Raw genomic sequence first — 26042 nt, 5'->3', positions numbered from 1 at the left:
TCAAGCGCTCCTTGCCAGGTGTCGTTCGAGACGCTGGCTGGCCAGGCTGGCAGCAAACAACACGGTGAAGTACATCACCGCGATCACGCTGTAGACCTCCAGAGGTCTGAACGTCTGCGTATTGATTTGCATCGCCTGATACAGGAGTTCGGCATACGCCAGCGAAGATGCCAGGGCGGTGGTTTTGACCAGTTCAAAGCTGCGTTCCAGAAAAGGCGCCAGCATGCGCCGCAGTGCCTGAGGCAGAATGATGCGGCGCAGCACCCGCGACTGGGTCATGCCCAATGCCTTGGCGCCCTCCCACTGACCGCGCTCCATGGACGCAATGCCGCCGCGCAGCACTTCGGCGTAGAACGCACTGGACTGAATCGAGAGCGCCAACACGGCGGCGGTGAACGGCGACAGGCTGACCGGTGCCAGCACTGGCAACGCATAGAAAAACCAGAAGAAGTGCACGATGGCCGGGGTGTTGCGGTAAAAGCCGATAAAGGCCATCGCCGGATAACGCAGCAGCGCTCGCGATGACATCCGCAACACCGCCATCAAGGCGCCCAGCAGGACGCCGAAAAACAGGGATACCAAGGCGATGCGTAACGTGCCCAGCAACCCTTCGAAGAGCAAGCCGCTATAGGGCAATATCGCTGAAAAATTCCAGGTATACACTCGTGTTTCTCTCCTGGGGTGATCCCCTCCGAGCCCGCACAGCCACCTCTTCCCCAGAGGAAGGCCGCGCATGTTAATGGCTGGACACAAATAGCCATAAATACCCGATATGCATTTGCATATTCATTTTTGTTCTAGCGATCACTCAGCCAGGGAGGTGCTTAAGCAGTAGCCTTTGACGTTTTTGCACATGGCATCGGTATGAGCAACGATTCACTGACCCGCACCCTCGCACAATTCGCCGCAGGCCTGACGCTCGACAGCGTGCCCACCGCGCTACGCGAGCAGATCAAACTGCACCTGATCGACGCCCTCGCGTGCGGTCTGGCATCAACGCGCAGTGAGCTGGCGGCGACTTTCCAGCGACATTGCATTGAGGAGTACGCCGCTGGCCCCTGCGCGTTGCTGGGCAGTTCAGTGCGTCTGGCACCGGTGGGTGCCGCGCTGTTCAACGGCATGGCGATCAATGCACTGGATCATGACGATGGCCTGGAAGTGGATGGTCGGGGCATGGGCCATCCCGGCGCGAGTCTGGTGGCGGCGGCACTGAGTGGCGTCTGGCAGCGCAAGGCTTCAGGCCGTGAACTGCTGGAAGCGCTGATTGCCGCTTATGAAATCAATGCCCGCGTGATCAGCGCCGTGCAGCCGAGCATTGAGCGCTTTCGTCAGGTGTACGGCGTTTGTCAGCATCAGGCGCTGGGCGCTGCGGTGGCATTCGGCAAATTGATGCAACTGGACGCAGCCGGTCTGGAGAACGCTCTGGGTCTGGCGGGCACCCTGACACCTCTGCCGAGCCTGCGTAAATACAACTGGGAGTCGCGCCCTTTGGTGTCATTCAAGGACTTCACGGCGCCAGCAGCCGAGGCTGGCGTACGCGCAGTACGCCTGCAGCAACATCAGTGGGTGGGTGCTCAAGCAGTGCTGGATGGCGATCAGGGGTTGTGGCGGATGCTCGGCTCGGACCAGTTTGATCCGCACCTGCTGGTCGCCGATCTGGGCAACGAATGGTTTGCAGCCAACTCCAGCCTCAAGCACTACCCTGCCTGTCGCTGGATCCACACGGCGCTGGAGTCCTTCGAGCAATTGCAGCAGACGCATGCGTTCGAGGCGGCGGCGATCAACGAAATCCGCGTGCTGACCGGTACCACCCAGGCCCGCGATTTCATGGACAGACGCCCGGTCAACGAAGTCGACGCCCAGTTCAGCCTGCCTCATACGCTGGCCTGCCTTGCACTGGGTATCGCCAAACACGATTGGCACATGACGAGCACGTTGAGCGATCCGCAGGTAAGGGCCGTGTCTGATCGAGTAGTCGCCGAGGTAGACCCCGAGTTGAACGCATTGATGGCCGATACCCGCCGCCCCGCCGGGCAAGTGCAGGTACGTCTGGGTGACGAGACCTTGACTGGAGCACGACTGGACTATCCGCTGGGCTGCCGCCAGAGGCCATTGAGCCGGGAACAGGTGGCCGACAAATACCGCCAGTACGCGCCGTTGGGTAGCCCTGTTGAACAGGTCGAACCAGTGCTGGCAGGGTTGTTTGCAATTGAAGAATGCGAGGATGTGGCGGTGTTGCTGGAAGGCTTGTTCAGGTAGCGCCTCGATTGGACGAGTGACAGCACGCTTTCACACTAGAAACAGGCCCCCTGTGGGAGCGAATTCATTCGCGAATCGATATTCCAGCGGACACATTCGCACCGGATGGACTGGCCCATTCGCGAATGAATTCGCTCCCACAATTGAATCGCATTGCCATCCAGGAAGTCGGCCGTATCTGAGAGTTGAGCTGTCGGGCCTGGCTTAAATTCGACCCGATCAGCTCACCTGCATTACTTCGCCCACTGCTCCTTGATAACCGGCGGTACTTTGCTTGGGTCTACACCGCGCAGGCGCAGGGCGTCTTCGTAGTATTTCTGGGTCACGCCGCTTTCATACAATTTGGCGAATTCCTTGCCGACGAAATCCCGGAAGGTTTTGTCGTCTTCGTAACGCACAGCGCCACTGGTGCTGACCGAGACGATCGGGGTGGGCAGAATCAGCGTGCCTTTGCGCACTTTCGCCTGCTGCAGCGCCAGCGCCGGGTGGAAGTACGAAAGACCGTCGACACGGCCCGCATAGAACGCCGCAACACCTTCGTCCATGTTGGTGTAGCGCTCCAGATGAGCCTTCTTGAATTTCTTGCTGAGAATCAGATCCGGGCTGCTGCCCTGGGTCACGCCGATGCGCACGTCGTCACGGTCCAGGTCTTCCCAGGTGGTGGCGGTCAGGCCGTCACGCAACAACACGCCCTGGGCGTACCAGAAGAACGGTTGCTCCGGAAAATCCACAGCCTTGCGACGCTCTTCAGTGGGGTCCAGCACCAGCATCAGGTCAATCTGGCCGGATTGCAGGGCCGCAACAGAGTTACCCCAAGTGGTCTCTACCGTGATCAGTTTGACGCCCAGTTCCTTGGCCAGATCCTTGCCCACGTTGTAGCCGATGCCATTCCACTGCTCGGTTGCAGGATCCTTGAAGAACCAGGGTTCACCCTGAGCGACACCAATCCGTAGCTCGCCTGAATCATGGATCTGTTTCCAGGTCGAGGCCGACTCGGCGGCCTGAGCAATGGAAACGGTGGACAGCAGCGCAGCGGCAATGACTCGCGCGTAGAAACCTAGAGACTTCATCGGGGTGATCCTGTTGACGTTGTTGACCCGTGTGGGTGCGCGAATGATGGCAATTAGCGCAGTTCATTCAAAAGAATTAATAGTATGTTTTTAATTTCCTTTTGGAATATATACCTCCCGGCATGCCAGCCAACCTGATCGAGCCAGAGTAATGATTTGTAAAACATCCACCGTCATCTCACCGACGAGCGCGCCCTGCACCGGGGCTGGATATGTTTCTATCCATGACACCTCTGTGACACCTTCAGAATGACAGGAGTCTGCGCATGCCCATCCACTCGTTCAGCCGTCGCCATTTCATTCAGGCCAGCTCAGCACTGGCAGCCATGGCGGCACTGTCTCCCCTGCTTCCCGCATTTGCCGCCACACCACTGTTAACCCGCAAGATTCCCTCGTCAGGTGAAGATTTGCCGGTGATTGGTCTGGGCACCGCCCGCACCTTCAACTTCGCAGTGAGCTCAAGTGAGATGGATCCCGCGCTGGAGGTACTCAAGACGCTACTCAGCGGTGGCGCCAGACTGATCGACACCGCGCCAAGCTACGGAGACTCCCAGGCCGTCACGGGGGAATTGCTGACCCGTGCCAAAGCCCATGGCCAGGCCTTTTTGGCCACCAAGGTTTCCTCCACCGGACGTGAAGCGGGTTTGCGGCAAATCGAACAGGCTTTCAAACAACTGCAAACCGAACGCATCGATCTGATTCAAGTGCACAACCTGCAAGACACCACGACCCAGTTGCAGACGTTGCGCGAGCTCAAAGAACAGGGCCGGATCCGCTACATCGGCGTGACCCATTACGTCGAGTCAGCCCATGACGAACTGCTGGCCACGCTGCAAAAAGAGAAAGTCGACTTTGTTCAGGTCAACTATTCCATCGGCGCACGCAACGCGGAAAAGCGCCTGCTGCCCTGGTGCGCGGACAATGGCGTAGCGGTTCTGGCCAACCGTACGTTCGAAGCCGGACGGTTGTTTGCCAAGGTCAAAGGCAAGCCGGTGCCCGATTGGGCCGCTGCCGAACTGGATGCCAGCTCATGGGCGCAACTGATGCTCAAGTTCGTGCTCGCCAACCCCGCCGTCACGGCAGTGATTCCGGCCACCAGTAACCCGCGTTATGCTGCCGACAACCTGCTGGCCGGCCAAGGTCGATTGCCAGACGCCAGGTTGCGCGAACGGATCGCCGAACTGTTCGCCTGATCACCTGCCACCGGGAGCGTGTCCGTGTCCGTTGTTGACCATCCATTGATCCACCGCGCTGCCCGAGCCATCAATGCCGAGCCGGACGAGTTGCGTCCGGCACTGGCAGGTTTTGCCCTGTTCTTCTGTCTGTTCTGCGGCTACTTCATGCTGCGCCCGATCCGCGAAGCCATGGGCATCCAGGCCGGTGTCGAAAACCTCCAGTGGCTGTTCACCGCAACGTTCGTGGTGATGCTGATCGCGGTCCCGTTGTTTGGCTGGCTTAACTCGGTGGTGCCACGGGTTCAGTTCGCCGACTGGGTTTACGGATTCTTTGCCATCAACCTGCTGTTTTTTGCCCTGACCTTTGCCCTGCATGACGACAGCGTGTGGTTGGCGCGTGTGTTTTACGTGTGGATCTCGGTCTACAACCTGTATGTCGTTTCAGTTGCCTGGAGTCTGATGGCCGATGCATTCGATGGCGGCCAGGCGCGGCGCTTGTTTGCGTTTATTGCAGCGGGCGCAAGTGTTGGGGGGTTGCTCGGTCCGCTGATCAGCGCCTTCTCGATTGATGTGCTCGGTCAGGGCGGTCTGGCGCTGGTCAGTGCGGTTTTATTGCTGTTGGCGCTGGCACTCAAGCGTTATCTCATGGCCTGGCGCGAATACGGCGGTGCAGGTCGGCCCGGAGCGCCTCCGGCCGAAAACCCGCGTCGACCGGTAGCGGGCAATCCGTTCAGTGGCATGTTGCGCGTGCTGCGCTCGCCGTATCTGCTGGGCGTGTGCCTGTTCGTGGTGCTGCTCGCCACGGCGAGTACCTTTCTGTATTTCGAACAGGCACGACTGGTTTCAGAGTTGTTCGCGACGCGTGAGGAACAGGTCCGCGTGTTCGGGCTGATCGATTTTGCGGTGCAGGCCGGTGCGCTGGTTTCGCAACTGTTCATCACCGGCCGGATCGCCCAGCGCTTTGGTGTCCGCGTGCTGCTGGCGGGTGTGCCAGCACTGGTGTGTATCGGCTTTATCGGTCTGGCACTGGCGCCCACATTTGCCATCTTGGCCGGGTTGATGATCGTGCGGCGTATCGGTGAATACGCCTTCATCCGTCCCGGTCGGGAAATGCTCTTTGCGCCGCTGGATGCGGAAACCAAATACAAGGCCAAGAACTTCATCGACACCGTGGTCTATCGAGGCGGCGATGCCGTCAGCGGCTGGGCGAAAAGCCTGCTCGACATGCTCGGGCAAGGCACTGTGCTGGTGGCATTGGTGGGAGCCCTCTGTGCGGCACTGTGGGCCGTGACCGGTTGGTATCTGGGACGACGCACAGACCGGGAAACGACGGAAACCCGCCGCGAAACGCTGCCGGATACCGATGGGTGATGGCATCAGGTCAGGCAACACAGTTTTGCTGACGCACCATATCGCGGGCAAGCACCGCTCCCACAGGGGAAATTCGCTTCATCTGTGAATGTGTATCGTCTGGACCGGCCCCTTCGCGAATGACTACCTGACCAGACGCTTTTCCTTCGAGGGGCGGTAACCGAAGTATGAGCTGTAGCACTTGCTGAAGTGGCTGGGGGAAACGAAGCCGCAGGCGACGAGGACTTCTACCTGTGACATTTCGGTGTGTTGCAACAGGCGGCGGGCTTCGGTGATGCGCAGTTCCAGATAATAGCGCTGCGGTGTGGTGCCCAACTGCTCGCGAAACAATCGCTCGACCTGGCGTCTGGAGCGGCCGGAGTACGCCACCAGTTGCTCCATCTCCAGCGGCTCTTCGAGGTTGGCGTCCATGAGTTTCACCACTTCGCGCAGCGGAGCACTGACGGATAAATGTGGCGAAGCCTTGATGCGCCGATAACGCGATTCCTCGAAGGAAAGAATGTCCTCGATCCCTTCCACCAGAGCCTTGTCGTGCAGCGTCTTGATCCACTCCAGCGCCATATGGAAAGCACCGGTCGGGCTGGATGCGGTGAGTCGATCCCGGTCCACGACAAACGCTTCGCTGGTCACCAGGGTGATTTTGCAGACCTCGGCCAGCGCCGGGCGATGTTCCGGGTGGATCGCGCAACGGTAACTGTCGAGAAGCCCCGCCACCCCGAGAAACCACGCCCCGTTCCATAGGCCAGCAAGGGCACTGCCCTGCTGCGCAGCTTCTTTGAGCAGAGGATTCAACTCAGGGTAGATTTTCAGTTCGGTCCGGTAGCCGCCGCACACCACCAGCAGGTCCAGATCGCTGATCTCGGCAGAGGTGATTTGCGCATCCGGGCGAATCACCAAGCCCAGGTCGCTGACCACTTCGCCGTCATGCAATCCGAAGGTTCGCGTGGTGAACAATCCGGGCCGTAAGAGATTGGCGGTAACAATCGTGTCCAGCGCCTGGGTGAAGGCAGGCAGCGAAAAGTGTTCAAGCAACAGGAAGCCTGCTCGTGCCTGCCGGGTCGGCACGCCACGATTATCTTCCAGATAGCGAAGGTTCTTGCCCTTCATGCCTCCGCTGAATTGACGTCGTTCAGTCATGTTCGCCTCTTTGCTCCCTCTCACGAACACCGTGCCAGTGGCTCTCAACGCCGGGAGTTTTTTCAGGCCGGATAATACCTTGTGTGTCACAGGGACTGTAGTGCTTGCGCGAAACCGTTGAAACCGTCCATAAGCGGGGTGTTTTCAAACCGATTATTTCCGAATCCGTAACAGTGTTTTGCTCAGATTGCCGCAGGACAATTTGCCGCAGCCCGGGCTTTTTTTGATAAGGTTGCAAAAGTAACCAGTTAGTTAATTGTTTGCGGAGTTCCTTTGAACTGAGCCGTATGGTCAGCGCCGAGCCTGAAAAGTCCCTGCGCAACCACTGTTCCGGAAGCAGCTGCATCGGCTGATTCCTCCACTACGCTTAACCTTTCACATCAACGCTCATGCGTTATCAGGACATGCACCATGACTAAGTCTCAACCTACGGCGTCCGTCAGCCGCTGGCCCATCTGGGTCGCGGCTCTCGGTGTGCTGGTATTTGGATTACTTTTCACAGGACTGGGCGGCTACCTCGCCACGCTGGGCGGTAGCTGGTATTTCCTGCTCGCAGGCCTCGGCATGCTGGTCTCCGCCGTGCTGCTCTTCAAACAGCGCCTGACGGGTGCCTGGCTGTTCGCAGCCGTCATGGTGCTGTCCATCATCTGGGCACTGGTCGACGCCGGTCTGAACTTCTGGCCGCAGATCTCCCGTCTGTTTGCACTGGGCGTATTGAGCCTGGTGGTTGCACTGGTCTACCCGACCCTGCGCAAGGCCAACGGCCTGGTGAGCGGTCGTGGCGGCTATGCGCTGGGTGGCCTGCTGGCACTGGCTATCGTCGGTGGCGCCTGGGGCATGTTCATCCCCCACGCTTCGGTTTCCCCGACTGGCGACGGCCCGGGCCTGACCAAAGTCGACCCGGCCAAAGCACAGAAAGACTGGGCGCACTACGGTAACGACGAAGGCGGCAGCCGCTTTGCGGCGCTGGACCAGATCAACCGCAGCAACGTCGGCAGCCTGGTGCCCGCCTGGACTTACCAGACCGGCGACGTTGCCATCAGCGACGGCAATGGTGCCGAAGACCAGATGACCCCGCTGCAAGTCGGCGACAAAGTGTTCATCTGCACCCCGCACAACAACGTCATCGCACTGGACGCCGACACCGGCAAACAGCTGTGGAAAAACGAAATCAACGCGCAGAGCAAAGTCTGGCAGCGCTGCCGTGGTCTGGCGTACTTCGATTCGACAGCGGCACTGGCTCAGCCAGTTGACGGCAGCACGCCCGCCACCGCTGTTTCGGTACCGGCTGGCGCCAACTGCCAGCGTCGCTTGCTGACCAACACCATCGATGCGCGCCTGATTGCCGTGGACGCCGACACTGGCGAGTTCTGCCAGGGCTTCGGCACCAACGGTCAGGTTGATCTGAAAGCAGGCCTGGGCAATGTTCCGGACTCCTACTATCAACTGTCCTCGGCGCCGCTGATGGCGGGTTCGACTGTCGTCGTTGGCGGTCGCGTTGCCGACAACGTTCAGGCTGACATGCCTGGCGGCGTGATCCGTGGTTTTGACGTGATCACCGGCGCCATGCGCTGGGCGTTCGACCCGGGTAACCCAGAAGACAAGAAAGCTCCAGCGGCCGACGCCACTTACGTGCGCAGTACGCCAAACAGCTGGGCGCCGATGTCTTATGACCCGGCCATGAACACCATCTTCTTGCCGATGGGCAGCTCGTCCACCGACATTTATGGTGTTGAACGTACCGCGCTGGACCACAAATACGGCGCTTCGATTCTGGCCCTGAACGCAACAACAGGCGAAGAGAAGTGGGTCTATCAGACCGTCCACAACGACCTGTGGGACTTCGACCTGCCGATGCAGCCTAGCCTGATCGACTTCACCAACGCCGATGGCAGCAAGGTGCCTGCCGTGGTGATCGGCACCAAGGCCGGTCAGATCTTCGTGCTCGACCGTGCTACCGGCAAGCCGCTGACGAAAGTCGAAGATGTCGCCGTCAAAGCCGCCAACATCCCCAACGAGCCTTACTCGCCGACTCAACCGTTGTCGACCGGCATGCCGCAGATCGGCACCAAACACATGACCGAATCGGACATGTGGGGCGCGACGCCGTTTGATCAGATGCTGTGCCGTATCTCGTTCAAGCAAATGCGCTACGACGGCCTGTACACCGCGCCGGGCACCGACAAGTCGCTGAGCTTTCCGGGTTCACTGGGTGGCATGAACTGGGGCAGCCTCTCGACTGACCCGGTACACGGCTTTATCTTCGTCAACGACATGCGTCTGGGCCTGTGGATCCAGATGGTGCCGCAGCAGAAAGATGCCAAGGCGTCTTCCGGTGGCGAAGCGCTGAACACCGGCATGGGCGCAGTGCCGCTCAAAGGCACGCCTTATGCCGTGAACAAAAACCGCTTCCTGTCGATTGCCGGCATTCCGTGCCAGGCACCGCCGTTCGGCACGCTGACCGCGATTGACATGAAGACCCAGAAAGTCGCCTGGCAAGTCCCGGTCGGCACCGTTGAAGACACCGGTCCACTGGGGATCAAAATGCACCTGCCACTGCCAATCGGCATGCCGACCCTGGGTGGCACCTTGTCGACCCAAGGTGGCTTGATCTTCATCGCCGGGACTCAGGATTACTACCTGCGCGCCTTCAACTCCGCCAACGGTGAAGAAGCCTGGAAAGCCCGTCTGCCCGTCGGTAGCCAGGGCGGCCCGATGACCTTTGTGTCGCCAAAAACCGGCAAGCAATACGTGGTCATCACCGCCGGTGGTGGCCGTCAGTCGCCGGATCGCGGTGACTACGTGATCGCTTACGCGCTGCCTGACAGCAAGTAATCGCCAAAAGCAAAAACCCGCTGCCACCTCAACGGTGACAGCGGGTTTTTTATTGTCTTTTCCCGGCTAAACCCACCCTCATCAAACAACATGCAAGCGACTGGATTGAAATGCATTTTCTGTAGGAGCTGCCGAAGGCTGCGAAGCATTTATCCCGACATACCGCGATCGCAGCCTTCGGCAGCTCCTACAGGTCCCAAAGGGTCCGCCAACATGAAAAACGTACTCTACGTGCTCGCTTGAAGCGTACTCAAAAAGCGGGTTTTTTAGTGTTTTTTTCCGGCCTAAAACCATGCTCATCACACAACATGCAAGCGACAGGATTGAACTGCATTTTCTGTAGGAGCTGCCGAAGGCTGCGAAGCTTTTATCCTGACATACCGCGATCGCAGCCTTCGGCAGCTCCTACAGGTCCCACAGGGTCCGCCAACATGAAAAACGTACTCTACGTGCTCGCTTGCAGCGTACTCAAAAGCACGGCAGTGCAATTCCTGATTGCCCATCCTGCCTACCCTGCCCACTTCCATGACACCGATGACCGCGCATTCCGGCGCTCAGCCGCGCTGCCATCTAGGTGCCATTCATGAGGTGTGGAGATAGCTATGCGCAATCGAATTCTAAGGGCATCACTGGTCCTGACCCTGCTCGCGGCACAGATGGCTGGCAGCGCACAGGCGGCCGAAACTGCAGCCGTCGCCGTTGCCCCGCAATACGACACCAGCCACGTCTATGTCGCCCCCAATGACGTGGACCGCTTCGTGCAAAGCTTCACCGCGACCTTTGGCGGACAAAGCACCAAACAAGTGGTCGTCAACGTCCTGCCAACACCCAGCAGCACCACCTCGCAACTGTTGCAGACGCCCTACGGCACCGTGTCCCTGTTTGGATTCACCACGCCGATCCCGCGTCCTTTCGGCCAGGAGCGCAACGGCTATCTGGTCAAGGACATGGACCTCGCCATCAAGGCAGCACGTGAAAACGGTGCTGATGTGATCGTCAGCGACTTTCCGGACCCCATCGGGCGCGATGTCGTCGTCCAGTGGCCGGGTGGCGTGAACATGCAGCTTTACTGGCACACCAGCACACCGAACTACGCCGCCTTCCAGACCGTCCCGGAAAACCGCGTCTATGTCTCCAACGACCGCGCTGACGCATTCATCAAATCCTTCCTGGGCTTCTCCCACGGCAAGATCCTAAGCGACGACAAACACGCCTCGGCCATCGACATTGGTCAGGCGAAAAACACCTATCGCCGCGTCAGCATCCAGTCTGATTTCGGGCGCATGACCGTACTCGCCAGCAACGGCCAACTGCCCTACCCGTTTGGCCACGAGACCACCGGCTACGAGGTGCCTGACCTGACGGCAACCCTGAGCAAAGCCACTGGCTCCGGGGCAAAAATATTGGTTGCACCGTTTACCAGCCAGGGCCGCAGCTCGGCGATGGTTGAATTCCCGGGTGGCTACGTCGCTGAGATTCACCAGTTGCTTGCAGCCAAGTAAACGCCAGTCAAAACGAGGTCACCAATGAGCCGAAGCAATTGGATACGTCTGCCCGGGTGGAGCCTGGCAATCCTCTGGCCGCTGTTGAGCGCCAGTGTATTCGCCGATGAACAACCGACCCGGCCAGTCATCAAAACCAACCGCTGGCAGGAAGACTGGTCCGTACTCAAGGACCCGGCCCTGCGCACCGAACCGCTGGACAATCTGAAGTACATCCCGCTGTCCAGCGCCAACCCGTTCACCTACCTGTCGTTGGGCGCAACCTTGCGCGAACGCTTCGAGATGAACGATGCCAGCGGCTTCGGCATCAACAACGTGTCGCGCGACGCGTACCGGATTCAACGCTTTCAGGTGCATGCCGACCTGCACCTCAACGAGAACTGGCGGGTGTTCACCGAGCTTGAAGACGCCCGCGCCTACGACAAGACCTCAGTCGGTGGAGCGGACCAGAACCGCGTGGATTTGCGCCTCGCGTTTGTCGAGTACATCAACGCGTTCGACGCCGGGACCTTGAAGACCCGCGTCGGCCGACAGGACTTCGCCTTCGACCTGCAGCGTTTCATCTCCTCGCGGGATGGACCCAACGTGCGACAGTCCTTCGATGCGCTATGGGCTGACTGGGAAACCAGCAACTGGCGCTTCATCGGTATCGCCAGCCGCCCGGTGCAATACCTGGACGACCGGCATTTCGACGATAAATCCAATTCCGACGTGCAGTTCCACATGCTGCGCGTCGAGCGCCTGATCGACGGCAAGAATGAGCTTTCGGCGTATTACGGCCTGTATGAACGCAGCGATGCGCGCTACCTCGACGGCGCAGGCAACGAAACCCGGCACATCTTCGATGCCAGGCTGGGCGGCGCGGCGCAAGGCTATGACTGGGACATCGAAGGCATGCTGCAAAGCGGCTCGGTGGGCGGCAAGGACATCAAGGCCTGGGCAGCGGGAAGCCGGCTCGGCTACACCTTCGAAAGCGTGACCTGGAAACCGCGCATCGGCTTGCAGACCGACGTAGCCTCAGGTGATCGCAAAGCAGGCGACGGCACCGTGGGCACCTTCAACCCGCTGTTCCCCAATGGCTATTACTTCTCCCTGGCGGGCTACACCGGCTACAGCAACCTGATCCACATTAAGCCGTCGATCACCGTCAAACCCATCGACAAGCTCAGCGTACAAACCGCAGTTGGCCTGCTCTGGCGGCAAACCACCGACGACGCCGTCTACACCCAGCCCAACATCCCGGTAGCCGGAACCGCAAACCGCGGCGACCGCTGGACCGGCGCCTACGGACAGTTGCGGACCGACTACGCCTTCACCCCAAACCTGACCGGCGCCATCGAAGCCGTCCACTACGACATCGGCCAGACTCTGCGCGACGCGGGCGGGCATGACAGCAATTACCTGGGGGTTGAATTGAAAATGAGCTGGTAGCGCAAACGCCACAAATTCTGTAGGCGGCCTGCATAGCACACGGGATAACAACCTGCGGCGATGTTGCCACCCAAGCACCGTCCTGTGGGAGCGAATTCATTCGCGAAGAGGCCGGTACATCTAAAGCATGTACCGGCCTGAAATACCACTTTCCAGCACGCCCATCACCTCCCCTAAATCGCCTTGCGCTGCCTCTCCAACCCCACCACCGACGCGTCAACCAAAGCACGAACCGCGTCCAACTGATGCACAACAGCACGCCCCAGCGGCCGAAACTCCGGCCTATGGTTATCCGCAGATTCGTAAACCGTCGCGGCAGCACAACTCAGATACTCGCAAGCCAGCACCAGCGCATCTTCAACGCTGATATCAGGTTTTACTGTGAAAGGACTGGCGATGGGTGACGGGGCCGAAGGTGCAGAGGTGGCCGAATGCGGTGCGGATTTGATCATGTGGAATCTCCCGAATGGATTGAACCGCCATGACACAGCCTGCTGACTTAATGTCGGCCCGCTGCTTGGCGATTTTTACTCCTCGATTGGGGCGGCCTGTCAAAACCGGTCGCTGGTTACGCGAAGGGCGGAGAGTATTGGCTGTTGCAACAAGCCTGTAGATCAAAAAGAGCGATCCCAAGCAGGCTTGACCTCCAAAACTTAGTTAATTACGTCTACACAATCATCTGACCCGATCACTGTTTCAAATCAATCATCAGCTTGTCGACCATCAAATCAACGGCATTCCCAAAAGCAGTCCGCAATGCCTCTGGATCTGTAGCGTATCGCTGGGGAGTAAACGCGAGATCATTGCCGTCACTGAGCGCCGTGATGGTCTCAAAATTACGCCAGATCTGTTCGTCACCACGCCGCATGACGGCAGAAAGACCTATCGTCGGGTACAGCTCAGTGCTGAAGTTTTTCAATGACACACCCCACTCCGTTACGATGAACTCTATTTTTGCATCGGCTTTGGCAGCATCCGGAGCGATGGTGAATAGTTTTTCTTTCGTTATCCGCGCCTCAAGTCGCTTCCGAAGGATTACGCCTACGTCAATATCGTTGCGCCGCATGTTGAGAAGGATCGCCTCACCTGGACTGATCCCTCTGTTATCCGTCGCCGCAGCAGCACTCGCTCCCGCCAATACCGCCGGTGAAATCCTGGAGCCAGTCGCCATGCCTGAAGCGGCTCCTACTCCCGCGCCCAATCCGGCCTGCCAGGCTTGATCCATGCTGTTGTACTTGAATTGCCCCAAAGACATGTCAATCGGGACAATCCAGATAGCCTTCACGAGTTGCCGGTTTTCGCTGGACAGGTCTTTGGTGACGCACCCCGTCAGCGAGGCGAAGAGGCCTATACAGGCTGCTATTTTTTTGAACGAACAATCCATTTTTGGCTCTCTGGGCAGTTGTAATTTTTGGCTAGCGGAAAGGTGGCGCATCAGGACGCAAGGATATCAGCTCGGTATATTCAGACCCATTTAGAACGCTTACGTCTGTGGCTGAACCCTGGTCATTCGGGACTCAACGCAGGCCGTCACCGGTGTAGTGTTCGCGCGCCTGACCAGAGAAAATCTTTCAGGTTCAAAACTATTATCAAACTACACTTGTGGTTCTTGCTGTATTGTCAGACACTCTGCATTGCCGACAATATACAGGCGTCATTCAACCGACTCGTAAATGATCGAGACAATGCGCCGACAACCGCATTAACAAAAGATTCAATCCACAGTGACGAGCGGCAATCATGTATTATAAATTCCTTTAAATACAATGACCTGAAGCAAGTAACAACCTCCCCGACGCCCTCCGTCAAATTCGCCCAAAACCTTTTAAAGACTCATCGAAAAACCAAAAGTTTCGCCCTGCGAAATTAAACATAAAAAGTGTATATAAATCTTTGCACTCATTGCGATTGCTGCTAATAATCGGCCCTGCTCCGGGAAGCAAGGCAATGCGCCATATCACACGAAGTGAATAATCATGTCTCCATTCTGATTTAACCCCGGCCCACTAAAACTCATTCATTAGTTAACTCAAGCCCCTTTGGCCTTGGGTCGGCTACTGTGCGGCGCAATAAATTGCGCGAGGAGGGCATCATCGCTCGCAGTCATTCAAGGATTAAGGTCCTATCGATTTTCGGCACGCGGCCTGAAGCCATCAAGATGGCTCCATTGGTTAAAGCGCTTGCCGCGGAATCCGGTGTCCACTCGCTCATCTGCGTGACGGGCCAGCATCAAAGCATGCTCAAGCAGGTAATGGATCTGTTCGATCTCACACCTGACTTCAGCCTCGACGTGATGAAGCCGAATCAGAACCTCAACACGCTGACGGCCTCGCTGTACGACGCGATTGATCCGGTACTGGACATGATCCAGCCAGACCGCGTCCTCGTGCATGGCGACACTACTTCGGCAATGGTTGCCGCGATGGCTGCGTTCCACCGGCGCATCCCGGTCGGCCATGTGGAAGCCGGTTTGCGTACCGGAGACATTCGCTCGCCGTGGCCGGAAGAAATGAACCGCCGCTGCATTGATCTGGGCGCCGACCTGTTGTTTGCTCCGACGTTTGAATCGCGTACCAATTTGCTCGGCGAACGCCTGCAAGGCCGCTCCTTCGTCACCGGTAATACCGTGATTGATGCGCTGCAACTCACTGCAGAGCGCATCAATAAGGACAACGCACTGCGCGACCGTCTTGATAGCCAGTTTGCCTTTATCAAGCCTGGGCGCAAGGTGCTGCTGGTCACGGGTCATCGTCGAGAAAACTTCGGCGATGGCTTCCTGGATATCTGTAAGGCCCTGCGCCAACTGGCCAGCCGTAGCGATATTCAGATCGTCTATCCCGTGCACCTGAACCCCAATGTTCAAGGCCCGGTCAACGAGCATCTGGGCGGCCTGGATAATGTGCACCTGATCGAGCCGCTGGATTACCTGGCGTTCGTGCGCTTGATGCAGCGTGCCCACGTGATCCTGACTGACTCGGGCGGCGTGCAGGAAGAGGCCCCTTCCCTTGGCAAACCCGTGCTGGTGATGCGTGAGGTGACCGAGCGTCCGGAAGCGGTCGCCGCTGGCACTGTGCGGCTGGTCGGTACCTCACCTGAATCAATCGTCAATGGCGTGTCGGCGCTCTACGACGACGACCTGCTGTGGCGTCGCGCTTCCCAGGCGGCCAACCCTTATGGCGATGGCAAAGCCAGCTCGCGGATCGTTGACGTGTTGCTGGGCAGACCCATGCATGAATTTGTGGTGGGCAAGCCACCGCGCGACATCGATATCCCACAGCTTATTAACCATGCCGCACTGAACCGTCCGGTATCCACACTCCAATAAACATTCGCCCCCCAACAACCCGAGATCTGCCTGAATGAAGTCTTCCGTTGCCACCCAATCGGGCGCGCTCAGCGCCCTTGCCTGTGGCGTGAGCCTGCTCGCGCTCATGCCCAACTTTGCGCTGGCCGCTGACAGCCCGCTCACTCAGGCGATCAACCGGTTAAACACTGATACCCAACAACAGCGCGAAATTCGCCTGAGTGATCTGGGCATCGATACGCCGATTATCCTTGGCTCTACCGATTCGCGGCGCGAGCTGTATCTGCCGGTTCCGGCCGGGGTACCGCTGACTGACGCGACATTGCAGTTCGATGCCAGTTACCTGAACGGCGAAGGCGGACGTAACACCATGCTGCTGTCGCTGGATGGCTATCCGGTGCGTGCCGAGGGGCTGACCGAGCCACAAGGCAGCGCCAATGCCACATTGGGCGTCGACAAGGCGGCCCGCGACAGCGGTTCGGTGCGGCTGGGGGTTGCCTGGTCGTCGATTGTTTCCCGCGTGCTGTGTGAAGACGAACGCGTTATCGGCAACGTATTGCGCATCGACCCGAGCACCCGCCTGACCTACAGCTATAACGCCAACGATCTGCAGGACATCGGCGCCGCATGGAACGCTCTGCCCGGCAAGCCAGGCATCATGGTTGCTCCGGGCAGTTTGTCTGCTGAAAGCTACGACGCGGCCTGGCGAATCGGCGTGGCGCTGGAGCGCATCGGTAAACACGCACGCATCCTGCCCTTCCCTGCCTTGCAGGACAGTGTCGACCTGAGCGCGCTGCGTGTTCCGGCTGAGCTGCTGAACATTCCGGCGTTTGCCAGCCTTAATGGCAAAGGCACACAAACCCTGAGCGATCCGGCACAAATCGGGGCGTTGCTGGTGTTGGGCCAGACGCCGAACGTGCAGGCCGATCTGGCGATCAACGATCCGCAACTGCTCAAGGCAATCAACGAATCGCTGGACGCTTTGCAGGCGCAGATTCAAGGCCGCGACGCAACTGCAGTCGATGCGTTTAACCAATGGCGTGAGCGCCACGTCAACGCAGGCCAGAAAACCGGCAAGGACAATGTACGCCTGGCCTTGCTGGGAAGCCGTCCAATGCTGATGATTGCTCCCGACGCCACCACTAAAGCCCTGACCCTGTTCAGTTCGGCATGGAACAAGCTGGCCCGCACTCGCCAACTGTCCATCAGCGAAGCGCAAGCCCCGCTGGACGCCGATGGCCGCGTAGCGCTGTCGCGATTGGGCGGCCAGCCTGGCACCATCGACGTGTTGGCCAAAGCCGACTGGAGTGCTTCGTTCCCACTGGGTGCCGTCGCCTATGACGGGCGCTTGCCAGTCAAGGCAGTGATCGATGTCTCTGCCGCGCCGGGTGCTTCGGACACGGCTCCGGTGGCCTCACTGTTCCTCAATGATTACCTGATTGGCGCGCAGCAGCTGGAAGCCAATGGCGAGAAACAACGCATTGAAGCGCGCATCCCGCGTTATGCCCTGGGTTCGACCAACGTGCTGCGCGTTTCCTTCCAGCGCCAGCCGGTCAGCGATCGCTGCCTGGAAACCCCTCAGGCGTTCCCGGTTGCAGTACGCCCGACCAGCCACATCGTGCTGGAGAAAACCACGCCGAGCGATGACTTCGCAGGCATGGCCGCACGGTTCGCGGTGGACACTCAAGTGTTGGTGCCACAAACCTGGCTCGATCACCCGGCCAGCAGTTTGCCGCAGGTGATTTCGGTGGCCAGCGCCAGCGGTGTTTCACCGTTGCGCGCGCAACTGAAAGTCAGCGCCGACCCGCAAGCCGCGGTCACGCCGGACAAATCCTTCCTCGCCTTCGCCCTGCCGATCAAAGACAGCAAACAGGCCGTGCAAGTCGATGATCAAGGTCGCCTGCGCATCAACCACAAGGATCAGGTCCTGCTGGACGTGACCCGGTTGAATAACCTCGCTTCCCTGCAAGTCGTCGAGTCCGGCAGCCAGCGCGGCCTGGTTTACCAGGCACTGGGCGCTGACGCACCGCAGTTCGCCAAACCGATTCTGCTGACCCGTGGCGACACGAGCATTCTGGGTAGCAACGGCGCACTGACCACCGTGGACAGCAAAGACCCGAACGGTAGCCAGATGATCGATGACGACGAGCCGAAAGGTCTGGACGCATGGCGTACGCCTTCCCTGCTCTGGCTGATCCCGGGCGGCATCCTGTTGTTCCTCGTATTGTTGCTGGCTGGCCGTAGCGCCCGTCGCAATCGCCAGTAACGGGAACCTGAGATGACGTCGCTTTATTGGCCCTACTGGCTGGCCCACTACTACAGCTTCCTGGAAGTCGCGACGATTGTGGTCGCCATACTGATCCTGATTTCCAGCCTGGACGATCTGTTCATCGACCTGTGGTACTGGTCTCGCCGGATATTTCGCAGGTTCACTGCCGGGCGCAAATACCGGCCGCTAACCGCTGAGCAATTGATCGCCCGGGATGAGCAGCCCCTGGCGATCATGGTCCCGGCGTGGCTGGAATACGACGTCATCGCCCCCATGATCGAAAACATGGTGTCGACGCTGGATTACCAGAACTACGTGGTGTTTGTCGGCACCTACATCAACGACCAGCGCACCATCGACGAAGTCGAACGTATGCGTCGCCGTTACAAGCAGTTGCATCGAGTGGAAGTCCCGCACGACGGGCCGACTTGCAAGGCCGACTGCCTGAACTGGGTGATTCAGGCGATCTTCCTGCACGAGAAAACCCACGGCATGACTTTCGCGGGTGTGGTATTGCACGACAGTGAAGACGTGCTGCACCCACTGGAACTGCGCCTGTTCAATTACCTGCTGCCGCGCAAGGACATGATTCAACTGCCCGTGGTTTCGCTTGAGCGCAACTGGTACGAATGGGTCGCGGGCACCTACATGGACGAGTTTGCCGAATGGCATGGCAAAGACCTGGTGGTGCGCGAAAGCATGAGTGACACCGTGCCTTCCGCCGGTGTAGGCACGTGCTTCTCGCACCGGGCGCTACGTGTGCTGGCCGGGGAAACCCAGAACATGCCGTTCAACACCGATAGCCTTACCGAGGACTACGATGTGGGCGCGCGCCTGGCAAAAGTCGGCATGAACGCGATCTTCGTGCGCTTCCCGGTGGAATACCGGGTGCTGCGTAAATCGTGGTTCAGAAAGCCTTACGAGTCGACCCTGAAAATGCCGCTGTGCGTACGGGAATTCTTCCCCGATACGTTCCGCACCGCGTTTCGCCAGAAAGCTCGCTGGACACTGGGCATCGGCCTCCAAGGCTGGGAACAGATGGGCTGGAACGGCTCGCTGGCCAACCGGTATCTGCTGTTTCGCGACCGCAAAGGCATCATTACCGCCTTCGTCAGCATCATTGCTTACCTGATTCTGGTGCAACTGTTGGCGTTGATCATCCTGCGCCAGAGCGGCTTGTGGGATACGAGTTTCCCTACCCCGTTTGAAACCAATGGCTTCATCAAGTACCTGTTGCTGGCCAACGGTATCGCCTTGGCGTGGCGCGTCATTCACCGCTGCTATTTCACTGGCGTGCTGTACGGCTGGCAGCACGCATTGCTGTCCATTCCACGCATGGTCGTCGGTAACTTCGTCAATTTCATGGCCGCCTCCCGCGCGTGGAAGATGTTTATCGTTGGCAAGGTCATGAACCGCAAGCTGGTCTGGGACAAAACCATGCATGACTTCCCGTCCACCGATCTGGTGGCGGTAGCGCCGCGCAAACTGGGCAGCGTGCTGTTGTCATGGCAGGCCATCAACGACAGCAACCTGCAGAGCGCATTGGCTGAACAACAGACTCGCCAACTGCCGTTGGGGCGGATTCTGCTCAACAACGGCTGGCTGGATGATGAAACCCTGGCCGAGGCCATCGCGTTCCAGAATGACTTGCCGCGTGTGTTCGACGTCGCTTCCAAAGCCGAGCTGGCAACACCCGTATTAGCCGACGAGTTTGCCTTGCGCTGGCGCGTCGTTCCGTTGGGCGTGAGCCCTGAAGGTCGTCCGCAAGTTGCCGTGGCCAGCCCGCTGTCAGCTGAAGGGCTGGAAGAGATCAGCGCCGAACTGGGCAGCGAGCCTGTGCAATTGATTGCCCGGGAAAGCGAAATCATCAACCAGCTGCGTCAACTCGATGCACCGGATGATCGTGCCTTGCCACACGCCAGCGCGCCGCTGCTGGGCGATCTGTTGATCGAAATGGGCCTGCTGGATCGCACGGTATTCAACAACGCGATGCTGCATTACAAGCCGCAGCAACACGGCCGTATCGGCGATTATCTGGTGGATATCGGCGTACTGCCGAGGGCTACCATCGAACAGGCGGTTGCTCGTCAGCACAGCCATTATCAGCCGGAGCCGGCATTATGAAACGCTCTCTGCTGAGCCTGATGGTCGCGGGCGCAAGCCTGCTGCCCGCTTTAAGCTACGGCGAAACGCTGCCTCTGCCGTTGACCGGTCCGGCTTATCAAACCGCCAACGAAGCCTACAGCGCTTACGATCGCAAGGATTACGACCTGGCGATTGCCAAGGCGCGCGAGGCGTTGCGTCAGCGTGCCGACGTCACCCGGTTGAACCGGCTGATTGAACTGGCGGAACGTGACAAGGACATGCGCGATAATCCTCGCCGTTATCCGCAGGCGAAACCTGCTCCTGGTTTCAGCGTTGCTGCTCAAGCGTTTAAAGCGTACGACCGCGACGACTTCGGGAGTGCGGCGCAGTCCGCCCGCAAAGCCATCGCTCTGGCCCCCAAGCGCATGGATTATCGACTGTTGCTGATCGAATCCTTGCAGCGCCAACAGCATCTGGTGGAAGCCGATCAGGCAACCAGCGAAGCGCTGCGGGTCTTCCCGGATGACGACGCTTTGTTGATGCGCCGAGAGGCCATTCGACGTCAGATCGCTGCACCGCTGGCCATTGCCGGTTATCGCGCGCTGGAACAGAACAACCTGCCAGAAGCAGTGAGTCAGGCCCGCCGAGCAGTCGGCTGGGCTCCGGAAATCACTGCTAACCAGCAACTGTTGATCAGCGCCCTGCTCGCCTCCAAAGACTACCCCGCAGCCGAACAAGCTGCGACCGGCGCGCTGGCACAGGATGACGGCGAAATTGCACCTTGGGTGCTGCGCAGCTATGCGCTGGACCGCCAGGGTAAAACTCAAGCGGCGCAGGCAGACTTGAATCAGGCGCTGGCTATTGAAGGTTTGCTGGATTCCGAGGAGCGCGAAATTCGCTTCTTCGCAGCGGATCTGGCGCTGGCCAACGGCAATCCGCAACAAGCGCTCGACCAGTTGCAACAACTGAAGCCAGACGAGGGTGGCGAAGTCGCCCGTCGCCGTGCCGCTGCGCAAGTGGTGGTACGTCAGCAAAGCAACGGCCTGAAAACCGCCATGCGCTTCCCTGCCCCGGCATTGAACTGCCAGGAAAGCGCCTTCGGCCTGATCTGCGATATCTGGCCAGGCAACCAGCGCGATGCGGGAACAGACACTGCCGTGCAAGCTTATGCCGCATTAGCGCGCAAGGACGCCGCTTCGGCCGTCGCCCTCGCCAGCGAAGCGATTCGCCGCGCCCCGCAAAACCCGGCTTACCGCAGCTTGCTGGTCAGCGCCTTGACCGACCAAAAGCGTCTGCCTGAAGCGATCGACGCGGCCAGTGAAGGCATTGCCGCCAACGGCGACGATGCTCGCCTGCTGGCGCAACGTGGTCGGCTGCGCCAACAAACCGGAGATGATTCAGGGGCGCGCAAAGACTTCACCCAGGCCTTGGCGCTCGGCAGCCTGCCGACGTATGAAGAAGCCAGCCTTTACGCGGCGCTGGGTCAGCGCCGCACTGCACGTGAGCGCTTGCAGCAAGCCCGTGATGCAGGCGAGCTGGAAGGCATGAGCAATCTGCAGGTCGCTTATCTCTCGGTACAGGCCGGTGACGACGAGGCGGCACATGACTCGTTTCGCAAGGCGGACACCGAGGCGCCACTGCCGCCAACGGCCACTCAGGATGCGGCGTACAACGCCATGCGCGTCAATGATGACGAGCAAGCGGTGGGTTACTTCAAGCGGGTAATCGACGCGCAAAATTCCGGTGAATTGGAGATGCCTGCTCAGCAGCTGTTTGATACCCGCCGTGCCGTGGCCGACGTCTCGCGCACCTGGGGCCTGATCAGCACCACGAGCTATCGTGGCAATAGCTCCAGCAGCGGCTTGAGTTCAGCGCCGAGTACCGGCAGCAATGGCAACGGAGGAAGTGGCGGCAGCAGCAATGACAGCCTGCAGAACAGCACTGAACTGTCGTGGCGCCCGCTGGGTTATCGCAACGCTCGTTTCGTCGAGCTTTACGGGCGAATCACCGACACCTTGTGGGCCAAAAACAGCGACTCCGACACAGGCATGGACGCCCTGCAAGGCGCGCTCGGCGTACGGGTCAAACCGTTCTCGTCGCTGAACGTCATGGCCGCGGCAGAGCGAACCTTTCCGATCGGTTCCTCAAACGTCGACGGCGACTGGCTGCTGCGTCTGGGCTACGGCTCCAGCGTCGGCACCGACCTGCGGGTCGATACCCCAAGCTGGTGGACCTCACAGCTGTTCGCCGAAGCCGGTCACTACGTCAACGACTCGCGCAATTACTTCAACAGCGAATGGCAAGGCGGCCGCAGCTACGCCATCGGCGGTACTGGCTCGCGTTGGGTCACCTTCCCGCATGTGGTGGCCGCTTACGACTACGACTCGAAGATGAACAGCAAAACCGGTGCAGATGGCCGCGCTGATTATTCGTCGGGCCACGCTGCAGGCGTTGGTGTGGGTAATAACGTGCGCTACTGGTTCCGCGAAGACGCTTACAACGCGCCGCGCTCCTACGTGGATTTTTCTCTGCAATATCGAGTGAAGGTGTCTGGCGATGACCGCGCCAAAGGCGTGTTTGCTCGACTGACTTACTCTTACTGAGGACTGATATGTACCCTCGAATCTGCTTGTGGCTGGGCATGAGCCTGGCTGCCACCTCGGCCCAGGCCGCGTTTGAAATCGCTCAGCTGTATGAATCGAAACTGCCGGAAGGTTCGGCCTGGGTCCGGGTGGTCAATCCATCCGACAGCACCCTGCAGGTACGCATTGATCAGGGCGCTAGCTTCAACCTGTCCGCTCAATCGACACTGGCCAGCCCGTTTCAGGTGGTCGATGGCCGTCAGCCCTTGCGCCTGACGGTCAACGGTCGAGAGATTAAAGACTTGAAAGCGCCGGCGAATGCCTTTGTCACACTGATCCTCGACGGCAACCCTGCTGCTGCACCGCGCGTGGTAATTGATCCGCCCGTGCGCGGCAAGGATTTGCGCGCCGAACTGAACATTTACAACCTGAGCAATGGCTGTGACAAGGCGGACATCAAACTGGCCAACGGGTCCAGCGTGTTCAGCCAGGTGCCACTCAAGGGCCAGGCGCAGCGCACCATCAATCCGGTGCAGGCGACCCTGATTGCCAGTTGTGGTCAGAGCGCCAGCCTGCCGTTCAAACTTGAACCGTTCAAGGCCGGTGATCGCTACAGCCTGTTCCTGATCGGCTCGGGCCAGACGCCGCGCCTGGTCGGCCTCGTCGATCAGACTGCGCCATGATGGCCCGACTGAACATGTCCCTCTCCGGTCGCCGCCTGCCGCTGCCCGCGATGATGACCGCCGTGTTATTGCTGGGCTTCTCCAGCATGGCGGTACAGGCCGCTTCGGCAGTGATCACCGGCAAAGACGGCTGGTTGTTTCCGGCCTGGGAAAGCCTGGACACAGTCGACAATGCCGGTACCACCCGCAGCATCGCGCTGATCAAGGATGTGCAGCAGCAACTTGAGCGCAACAAGATCGCGCTGGTGGTGCTGGTCGTGCCCATGAAGGCGCCGTTTTATGCGCAGCGCCTGCCCGCCGATCAGCCGCTGAAGCCCGCCGTGGCGCAACGTTACGACCAACTGCAAGGCGCGATGCACAAGGCTGGCCTGACCACGCTGGACATCAAGCCCATCCTGCGGCAAACCGAACACGGTGATCAAACGGCGTTCTATCGCGCCGACTATCACTGGACGGCCTGGAGTGCCGAGAACACGGCTGATGCCACGGCAAACCTGATCAAACAGCGCTATACGTTGCAGGGCGAGCCCGGTGGCGGCGCCGTACTCGGTGAGTGGTTCGACAAGCGAGCGTTTGGCGATCTGGCCAGTAACTTCCTGCCTGCGGTCAAACGCAAAGCCATTGGCCGGGACATCTACACCGTGCGTCATCAGGTGGAAAAGGACTTGTTGATCGACGATGCGCCAGCGCCCGTGCATGTGATTGGCAACAGCTTTGTGCAGCCTTATCTGGGCTTCACGCAGAAGCTGTCCAACGCGCTGGACCGACCGGTGACCCTGACCTGGAACCCCGGAGATGTCGGGCCTTGGGCCACCCTGCTGCAATACTTGCAGTCAGCGGATTTTGCCCAGCAGAAACCTCAGGTGATCGTCTGGCAATTCAACGAAGGCCAGTTTCATCAAGGCCCTGATGCGTCGGCCAACTGGAACGCCAAAGGCGTGATCTCGTTGAGCCAATGGCATCATCGCATCAACAAGGCGCTACCGTGAGGATTACAGGTAGGCCATTAAACCGTGCGACTCTGACCGCTCTGCTGCTTGCAGCCATGATAGGGACAGGGATCGCCATGTTGATAGCAAACGCAGTTAAACCGTTGAATCCGGGAATCGTCGGTATGGTCTGGCAGCCGGACAACGCCACGGTGGGCATCAAGGGGGACTGGCACAAACTCGGCGCACGGGAATTGCTGGTGCAGTGGACGGTGGTCGACGATCAGGCGTTTGTTCCGGGTACTGGCTTGCCCAGCGTGCCGGTCATGCCTGACTGGACGCGTATCGGTAAAGAGCCTTGGGCCAAAGACGTTATTGTCGGTCTGGCCGGGTATTTCAGCGAGAATCGCTCCCGGGATAACGTCGAGCAACTGGCGAAACTTTCAGAGCGCATTGCCAAGCTCTCTTTGCCGTTGAACGTCACCGGCTATTACTTCCCGGCCGAAGTTGATCCTAGCTGGACAAAGGCCAAGGAGCTGCCTGCACTGCTGGCCAAACTGCCGAGGCCGTTGTGGATCAGTGTTTACGATGGTGCCAACATCGGCCCTGCTGCTACGGCTGACTGGCTGAAGCAGTGGCTGCCGGATGACATTGGTGTGTTTTTCCAGGACGGCGTCGGCGTCTACGCCCGCACAGCCCCTGTGGCTCGCACCTATGCTGATGCGTTGCGCGACAGACTGGGCAAGGATCGCGTGCGAATCATCGCCGAAGCTTTCCGCCCGCAATACGGCGGCGGTTTCCGCTCAGCCACCGTAGATGAGCTCAAACCGCAGCTGGCGGCGTACGACGGTTATCCGCTGTACCTGTTCGACGGCCCGCACTACGTGACGCCGGAGTTGGTGAAGCAGCTGTTGAAGTGAGGCTGGATTGAGCCCGTAGGACCGGCTTTAGCCGGGAGAGCGGTATTTCAGATGAAACACAGGCTGCGGATGTACCCGCCTCTTCGCGAATGAATTTGCTCCCACCGGTAACCTGAGCCAAACGCAAAACCCCGTGGGACCGAATTCATTCGGGAAGGCGGTGTTTCAGGCGAGACAAACGCTGCGGATGTACCCACCTCTTCGCGAATGAATTCGCTCCCACCGGTGACCTCGGCAAGACGCAAAACCCCGTGGGACCGAATTCATTCGGGAAGGCGGTGTTTCAGACGAAACACAGGCTGCGGATGTACCCGCCTCCTCGCGAATGAATTCGTTCCTACCGGTGACCTGAGCCAGCCGCAAAACCCTGTGGGACCGAATTCATTCGGAAAGGCGGTGTTTCAGGCGAGACAAATGCTGCGGATGCACCGGCCTCTTCGCGAATGAATTCGCTCCTACCGGTGACCTCGGCAAGACGCAAAACCCCGTG

At 59.3% G+C, this 26042-nt stretch carries 19 protein-coding genes; 13 read left to right on the top strand and 6 right to left on the bottom strand.

The annotated features are described in order from the left end of the window. On the bottom strand, positions 1-663 hold the full coding sequence (locus tag EE949_RS10675) for an amino acid ABC transporter permease (protein WP_205505102.1): 663 nt from the start codon (positions 661-663) through the stop codon (positions 1-3). Between the two features lie 201 nt (positions 664-864). On the opposite strand from EE949_RS10675, the gene EE949_RS10670 reads away from it, so the two are divergent. Further along, positions 865-2259 carry an MmgE/PrpD family protein gene (locus EE949_RS10670; protein ID WP_122664242.1) on the top strand — a complete coding sequence of 465 codons (1395 nt, stop codon included), beginning with the start codon at positions 865-867 and terminating at the stop codon, positions 2257-2259. A gap of 233 nt (positions 2260-2492) precedes the next feature. Here EE949_RS10670 and EE949_RS10665 read toward each other — a convergent pair whose 3' ends face one another. Beyond that, positions 2493-3329: a transporter substrate-binding domain-containing protein gene (locus EE949_RS10665; RefSeq protein ID WP_122664241.1), complete on the bottom strand. Its 837-nt coding sequence runs from the start codon at positions 3327-3329 to the stop codon at positions 2493-2495. 266 nt (positions 3330-3595) lie between these two features. Between EE949_RS10665 and EE949_RS10660 the strand changes: the two genes are divergently transcribed. Further along, positions 3596-4522, top strand: coding sequence for an aldo/keto reductase (locus EE949_RS10660; RefSeq protein ID WP_122664240.1), 927 nt, complete (start codon positions 3596-3598; stop codon positions 4520-4522). A gap of 24 nt (positions 4523-4546) precedes the next feature. After that, a complete protein-coding gene (locus tag EE949_RS10655) occupies positions 4547-5875 on the top strand; it encodes an NTP/NDP exchange transporter (protein WP_240350644.1) in 1329 nt (442 codons plus the stop codon). Between the two features lie 123 nt (positions 5876-5998). Here the strand turns inward: EE949_RS10655 and EE949_RS10650 are convergent, their stop codons facing one another. Both EE949_RS10650 and EE949_RS10645 read right to left on the bottom strand, forming a co-directional pair. After that, positions 5999-7012: a GlxA family transcriptional regulator gene (locus EE949_RS10650; protein WP_122664239.1), complete on the bottom strand. Its 1014-nt coding sequence runs from the start codon at positions 7010-7012 to the stop codon at positions 5999-6001. Next, entirely contained in the window at positions 7005-7358 is a 354-nt protein-coding gene (locus tag EE949_RS10645; RefSeq protein WP_122664238.1) for a hypothetical protein, read from the bottom strand. The genes EE949_RS10650 and EE949_RS10645 overlap by 8 nt, the downstream gene beginning before the upstream one ends. A gap of 65 nt (positions 7359-7423) precedes the next feature. Here EE949_RS10645 and EE949_RS10640 point away from each other — a divergent pair, with 65 nt between their 5' ends. From EE949_RS10640 to EE949_RS10630, 3 genes are all read left to right on the top strand, one after another. Further along, a complete protein-coding gene (locus EE949_RS10640) occupies positions 7424-9847 on the top strand; it encodes a glucose/quinate/shikimate family membrane-bound PQQ-dependent dehydrogenase (RefSeq protein ID WP_122664237.1) in 2424 nt (807 codons plus the stop codon). 602 nt (positions 9848-10449) lie between these two features. Next, a complete protein-coding gene (locus tag EE949_RS10635; RefSeq protein WP_122664236.1) occupies positions 10450-11349 on the top strand; it encodes a VOC family protein in 900 nt (299 codons plus the stop codon). A 24-nt stretch (positions 11350-11373) separates the two neighbouring features. Continuing rightward, positions 11374-12780, top strand: a complete 1407-nt coding sequence (locus EE949_RS10630; RefSeq protein WP_122664235.1) for an alginate export family protein — start codon at positions 11374-11376, stop codon at positions 12778-12780. Positions 12781-12953: 173 nt separating this feature from the next. Here the strand turns inward: EE949_RS10630 and EE949_RS10625 are convergent, their stop codons facing one another. Together EE949_RS10625 and EE949_RS10620 are read right to left on the bottom strand one after the other, a co-directional pair. Then, positions 12954-13232 carry a DUF6124 family protein gene (locus EE949_RS10625; protein ID WP_122664234.1) on the bottom strand — a complete coding sequence of 93 codons (279 nt, stop codon included), beginning with the start codon at positions 13230-13232 and terminating at the stop codon, positions 12954-12956. Between the two features lie 236 nt (positions 13233-13468). Next, positions 13469-14164: a hypothetical protein gene (locus EE949_RS10620; protein WP_122664233.1), complete on the bottom strand. Its 696-nt coding sequence runs from the start codon at positions 14162-14164 to the stop codon at positions 13469-13471. A 708-nt stretch (positions 14165-14872) separates the two neighbouring features. Here EE949_RS10620 and wecB point away from each other — a divergent pair. Genes wecB through EE949_RS10585 form a run of 7 tightly spaced genes read left to right on the top strand, consistent with a single transcriptional unit; the run spans position 14873 to position 25552 of the window. After that, positions 14873-16105, top strand: coding sequence for a non-hydrolyzing UDP-N-acetylglucosamine 2-epimerase (gene wecB / locus EE949_RS10615; protein ID WP_122664468.1), 1233 nt, complete (start codon positions 14873-14875; stop codon positions 16103-16105). Between the two features lie 34 nt (positions 16106-16139). After that, positions 16140-18350, top strand: a complete 2211-nt coding sequence (locus EE949_RS10610; RefSeq protein WP_122664232.1) for a cellulose biosynthesis cyclic di-GMP-binding regulatory protein BcsB — start codon at positions 16140-16142, stop codon at positions 18348-18350. 12 nt (positions 18351-18362) lie between these two features. After that, positions 18363-20477, top strand: a complete 2115-nt coding sequence (locus tag EE949_RS10605; RefSeq protein ID WP_122664231.1) for a glycosyl transferase family protein — start codon at positions 18363-18365, stop codon at positions 20475-20477. Further along, positions 20474-23041 (top strand): bacteriophage N4 adsorption protein A, encoded by a 2568-nt coding sequence (locus tag EE949_RS10600; protein ID WP_122664230.1) that lies wholly within the window; start codon positions 20474-20476, stop codon positions 23039-23041. Before EE949_RS10605 ends, EE949_RS10600 begins: the two co-directional genes overlap by 4 nt. Before the next feature lie 8 nt (positions 23042-23049). After that, complete coding sequence (locus tag EE949_RS10595) at positions 23050-23703, top strand: alginate O-acetyltransferase AlgF (RefSeq protein WP_122664229.1); 654 nt, start codon at positions 23050-23052, stop codon at positions 23701-23703. Next, positions 23700-24692, top strand: a complete 993-nt coding sequence (locus EE949_RS10590; protein WP_241152851.1) for an alginate O-acetyltransferase AlgX-related protein — start codon at positions 23700-23702, stop codon at positions 24690-24692. Before EE949_RS10595 ends, EE949_RS10590 begins: the two co-directional genes overlap by 4 nt. Then, positions 24689-25552: a hypothetical protein gene (locus tag EE949_RS10585; RefSeq protein WP_430735964.1), complete on the top strand. Its 864-nt coding sequence runs from the start codon at positions 24689-24691 to the stop codon at positions 25550-25552. Before EE949_RS10590 ends, EE949_RS10585 begins: the two co-directional genes overlap by 4 nt. The last annotated feature ends 490 nt before the right edge of the window (positions 25553-26042 follow it).

This window comes from Pseudomonas viridiflava (assembly GCF_900602065.1).
Classification (GTDB): Bacteria; Pseudomonadota; Gammaproteobacteria; order Pseudomonadales; family Pseudomonadaceae; genus Aquipseudomonas.
This window is presented reverse-complemented; position numbering and strand designations above follow the sequence as displayed.

What these genes read in the sequence shown, in the direction of transcription:
- EE949_RS10670 (WP_122664242.1), top strand. Translation starts at nt 865, where the DNA reads ATGAGCAACGATTCACTGACCCGCACCCTCGCACAATTCGCCGCAGGC.
- EE949_RS10665 (WP_122664241.1), bottom strand. Translation starts at nt 3,329, where the DNA reads ATGAAGTCTCTAGGTTTCTACGCGCGAGTCATTGCCGCTGCGCTGCTG.
- EE949_RS10660 (WP_122664240.1), top strand. Translation starts at nt 3,596, where the DNA reads ATGCCCATCCACTCGTTCAGCCGTCGCCATTTCATTCAGGCCAGCTCA.
- EE949_RS10650 (WP_122664239.1), bottom strand. Translation starts at nt 7,012, where the DNA reads ATGACTGAACGACGTCAATTCAGCGGAGGCATGAAGGGCAAGAACCTT.
- EE949_RS10645 (WP_122664238.1), bottom strand. Translation starts at nt 7,358, where the DNA reads ATGCAGCTGCTTCCGGAACAGTGGTTGCGCAGGGACTTTTCAGGCTCG.
- EE949_RS10640 (WP_122664237.1), top strand. Translation starts at nt 7,424, where the DNA reads ATGACTAAGTCTCAACCTACGGCGTCCGTCAGCCGCTGGCCCATCTGG.
- EE949_RS10635 (WP_122664236.1), top strand. Translation starts at nt 10,450, where the DNA reads ATGCGCAATCGAATTCTAAGGGCATCACTGGTCCTGACCCTGCTCGCG.
- EE949_RS10630 (WP_122664235.1), top strand. Translation starts at nt 11,374, where the DNA reads ATGAGCCGAAGCAATTGGATACGTCTGCCCGGGTGGAGCCTGGCAATC.
- EE949_RS10625 (WP_122664234.1), bottom strand. Translation starts at nt 13,232, where the DNA reads ATGATCAAATCCGCACCGCATTCGGCCACCTCTGCACCTTCGGCCCCG.
- EE949_RS10620 (WP_122664233.1), bottom strand. Translation starts at nt 14,164, where the DNA reads ATGGATTGTTCGTTCAAAAAAATAGCAGCCTGTATAGGCCTCTTCGCC.
- EE949_RS10610 (WP_122664232.1), top strand. Translation starts at nt 16,140, where the DNA reads ATGAAGTCTTCCGTTGCCACCCAATCGGGCGCGCTCAGCGCCCTTGCC.
- EE949_RS10605 (WP_122664231.1), top strand. Translation starts at nt 18,363, where the DNA reads ATGACGTCGCTTTATTGGCCCTACTGGCTGGCCCACTACTACAGCTTC.
- EE949_RS10600 (WP_122664230.1), top strand. Translation starts at nt 20,474, where the DNA reads ATGAAACGCTCTCTGCTGAGCCTGATGGTCGCGGGCGCAAGCCTGCTG.
- EE949_RS10595 (WP_122664229.1), top strand. Translation starts at nt 23,050, where the DNA reads ATGTACCCTCGAATCTGCTTGTGGCTGGGCATGAGCCTGGCTGCCACC.
- EE949_RS10590 (WP_241152851.1), top strand. Translation starts at nt 23,700, where the DNA reads ATGATGGCCCGACTGAACATGTCCCTCTCCGGTCGCCGCCTGCCGCTG.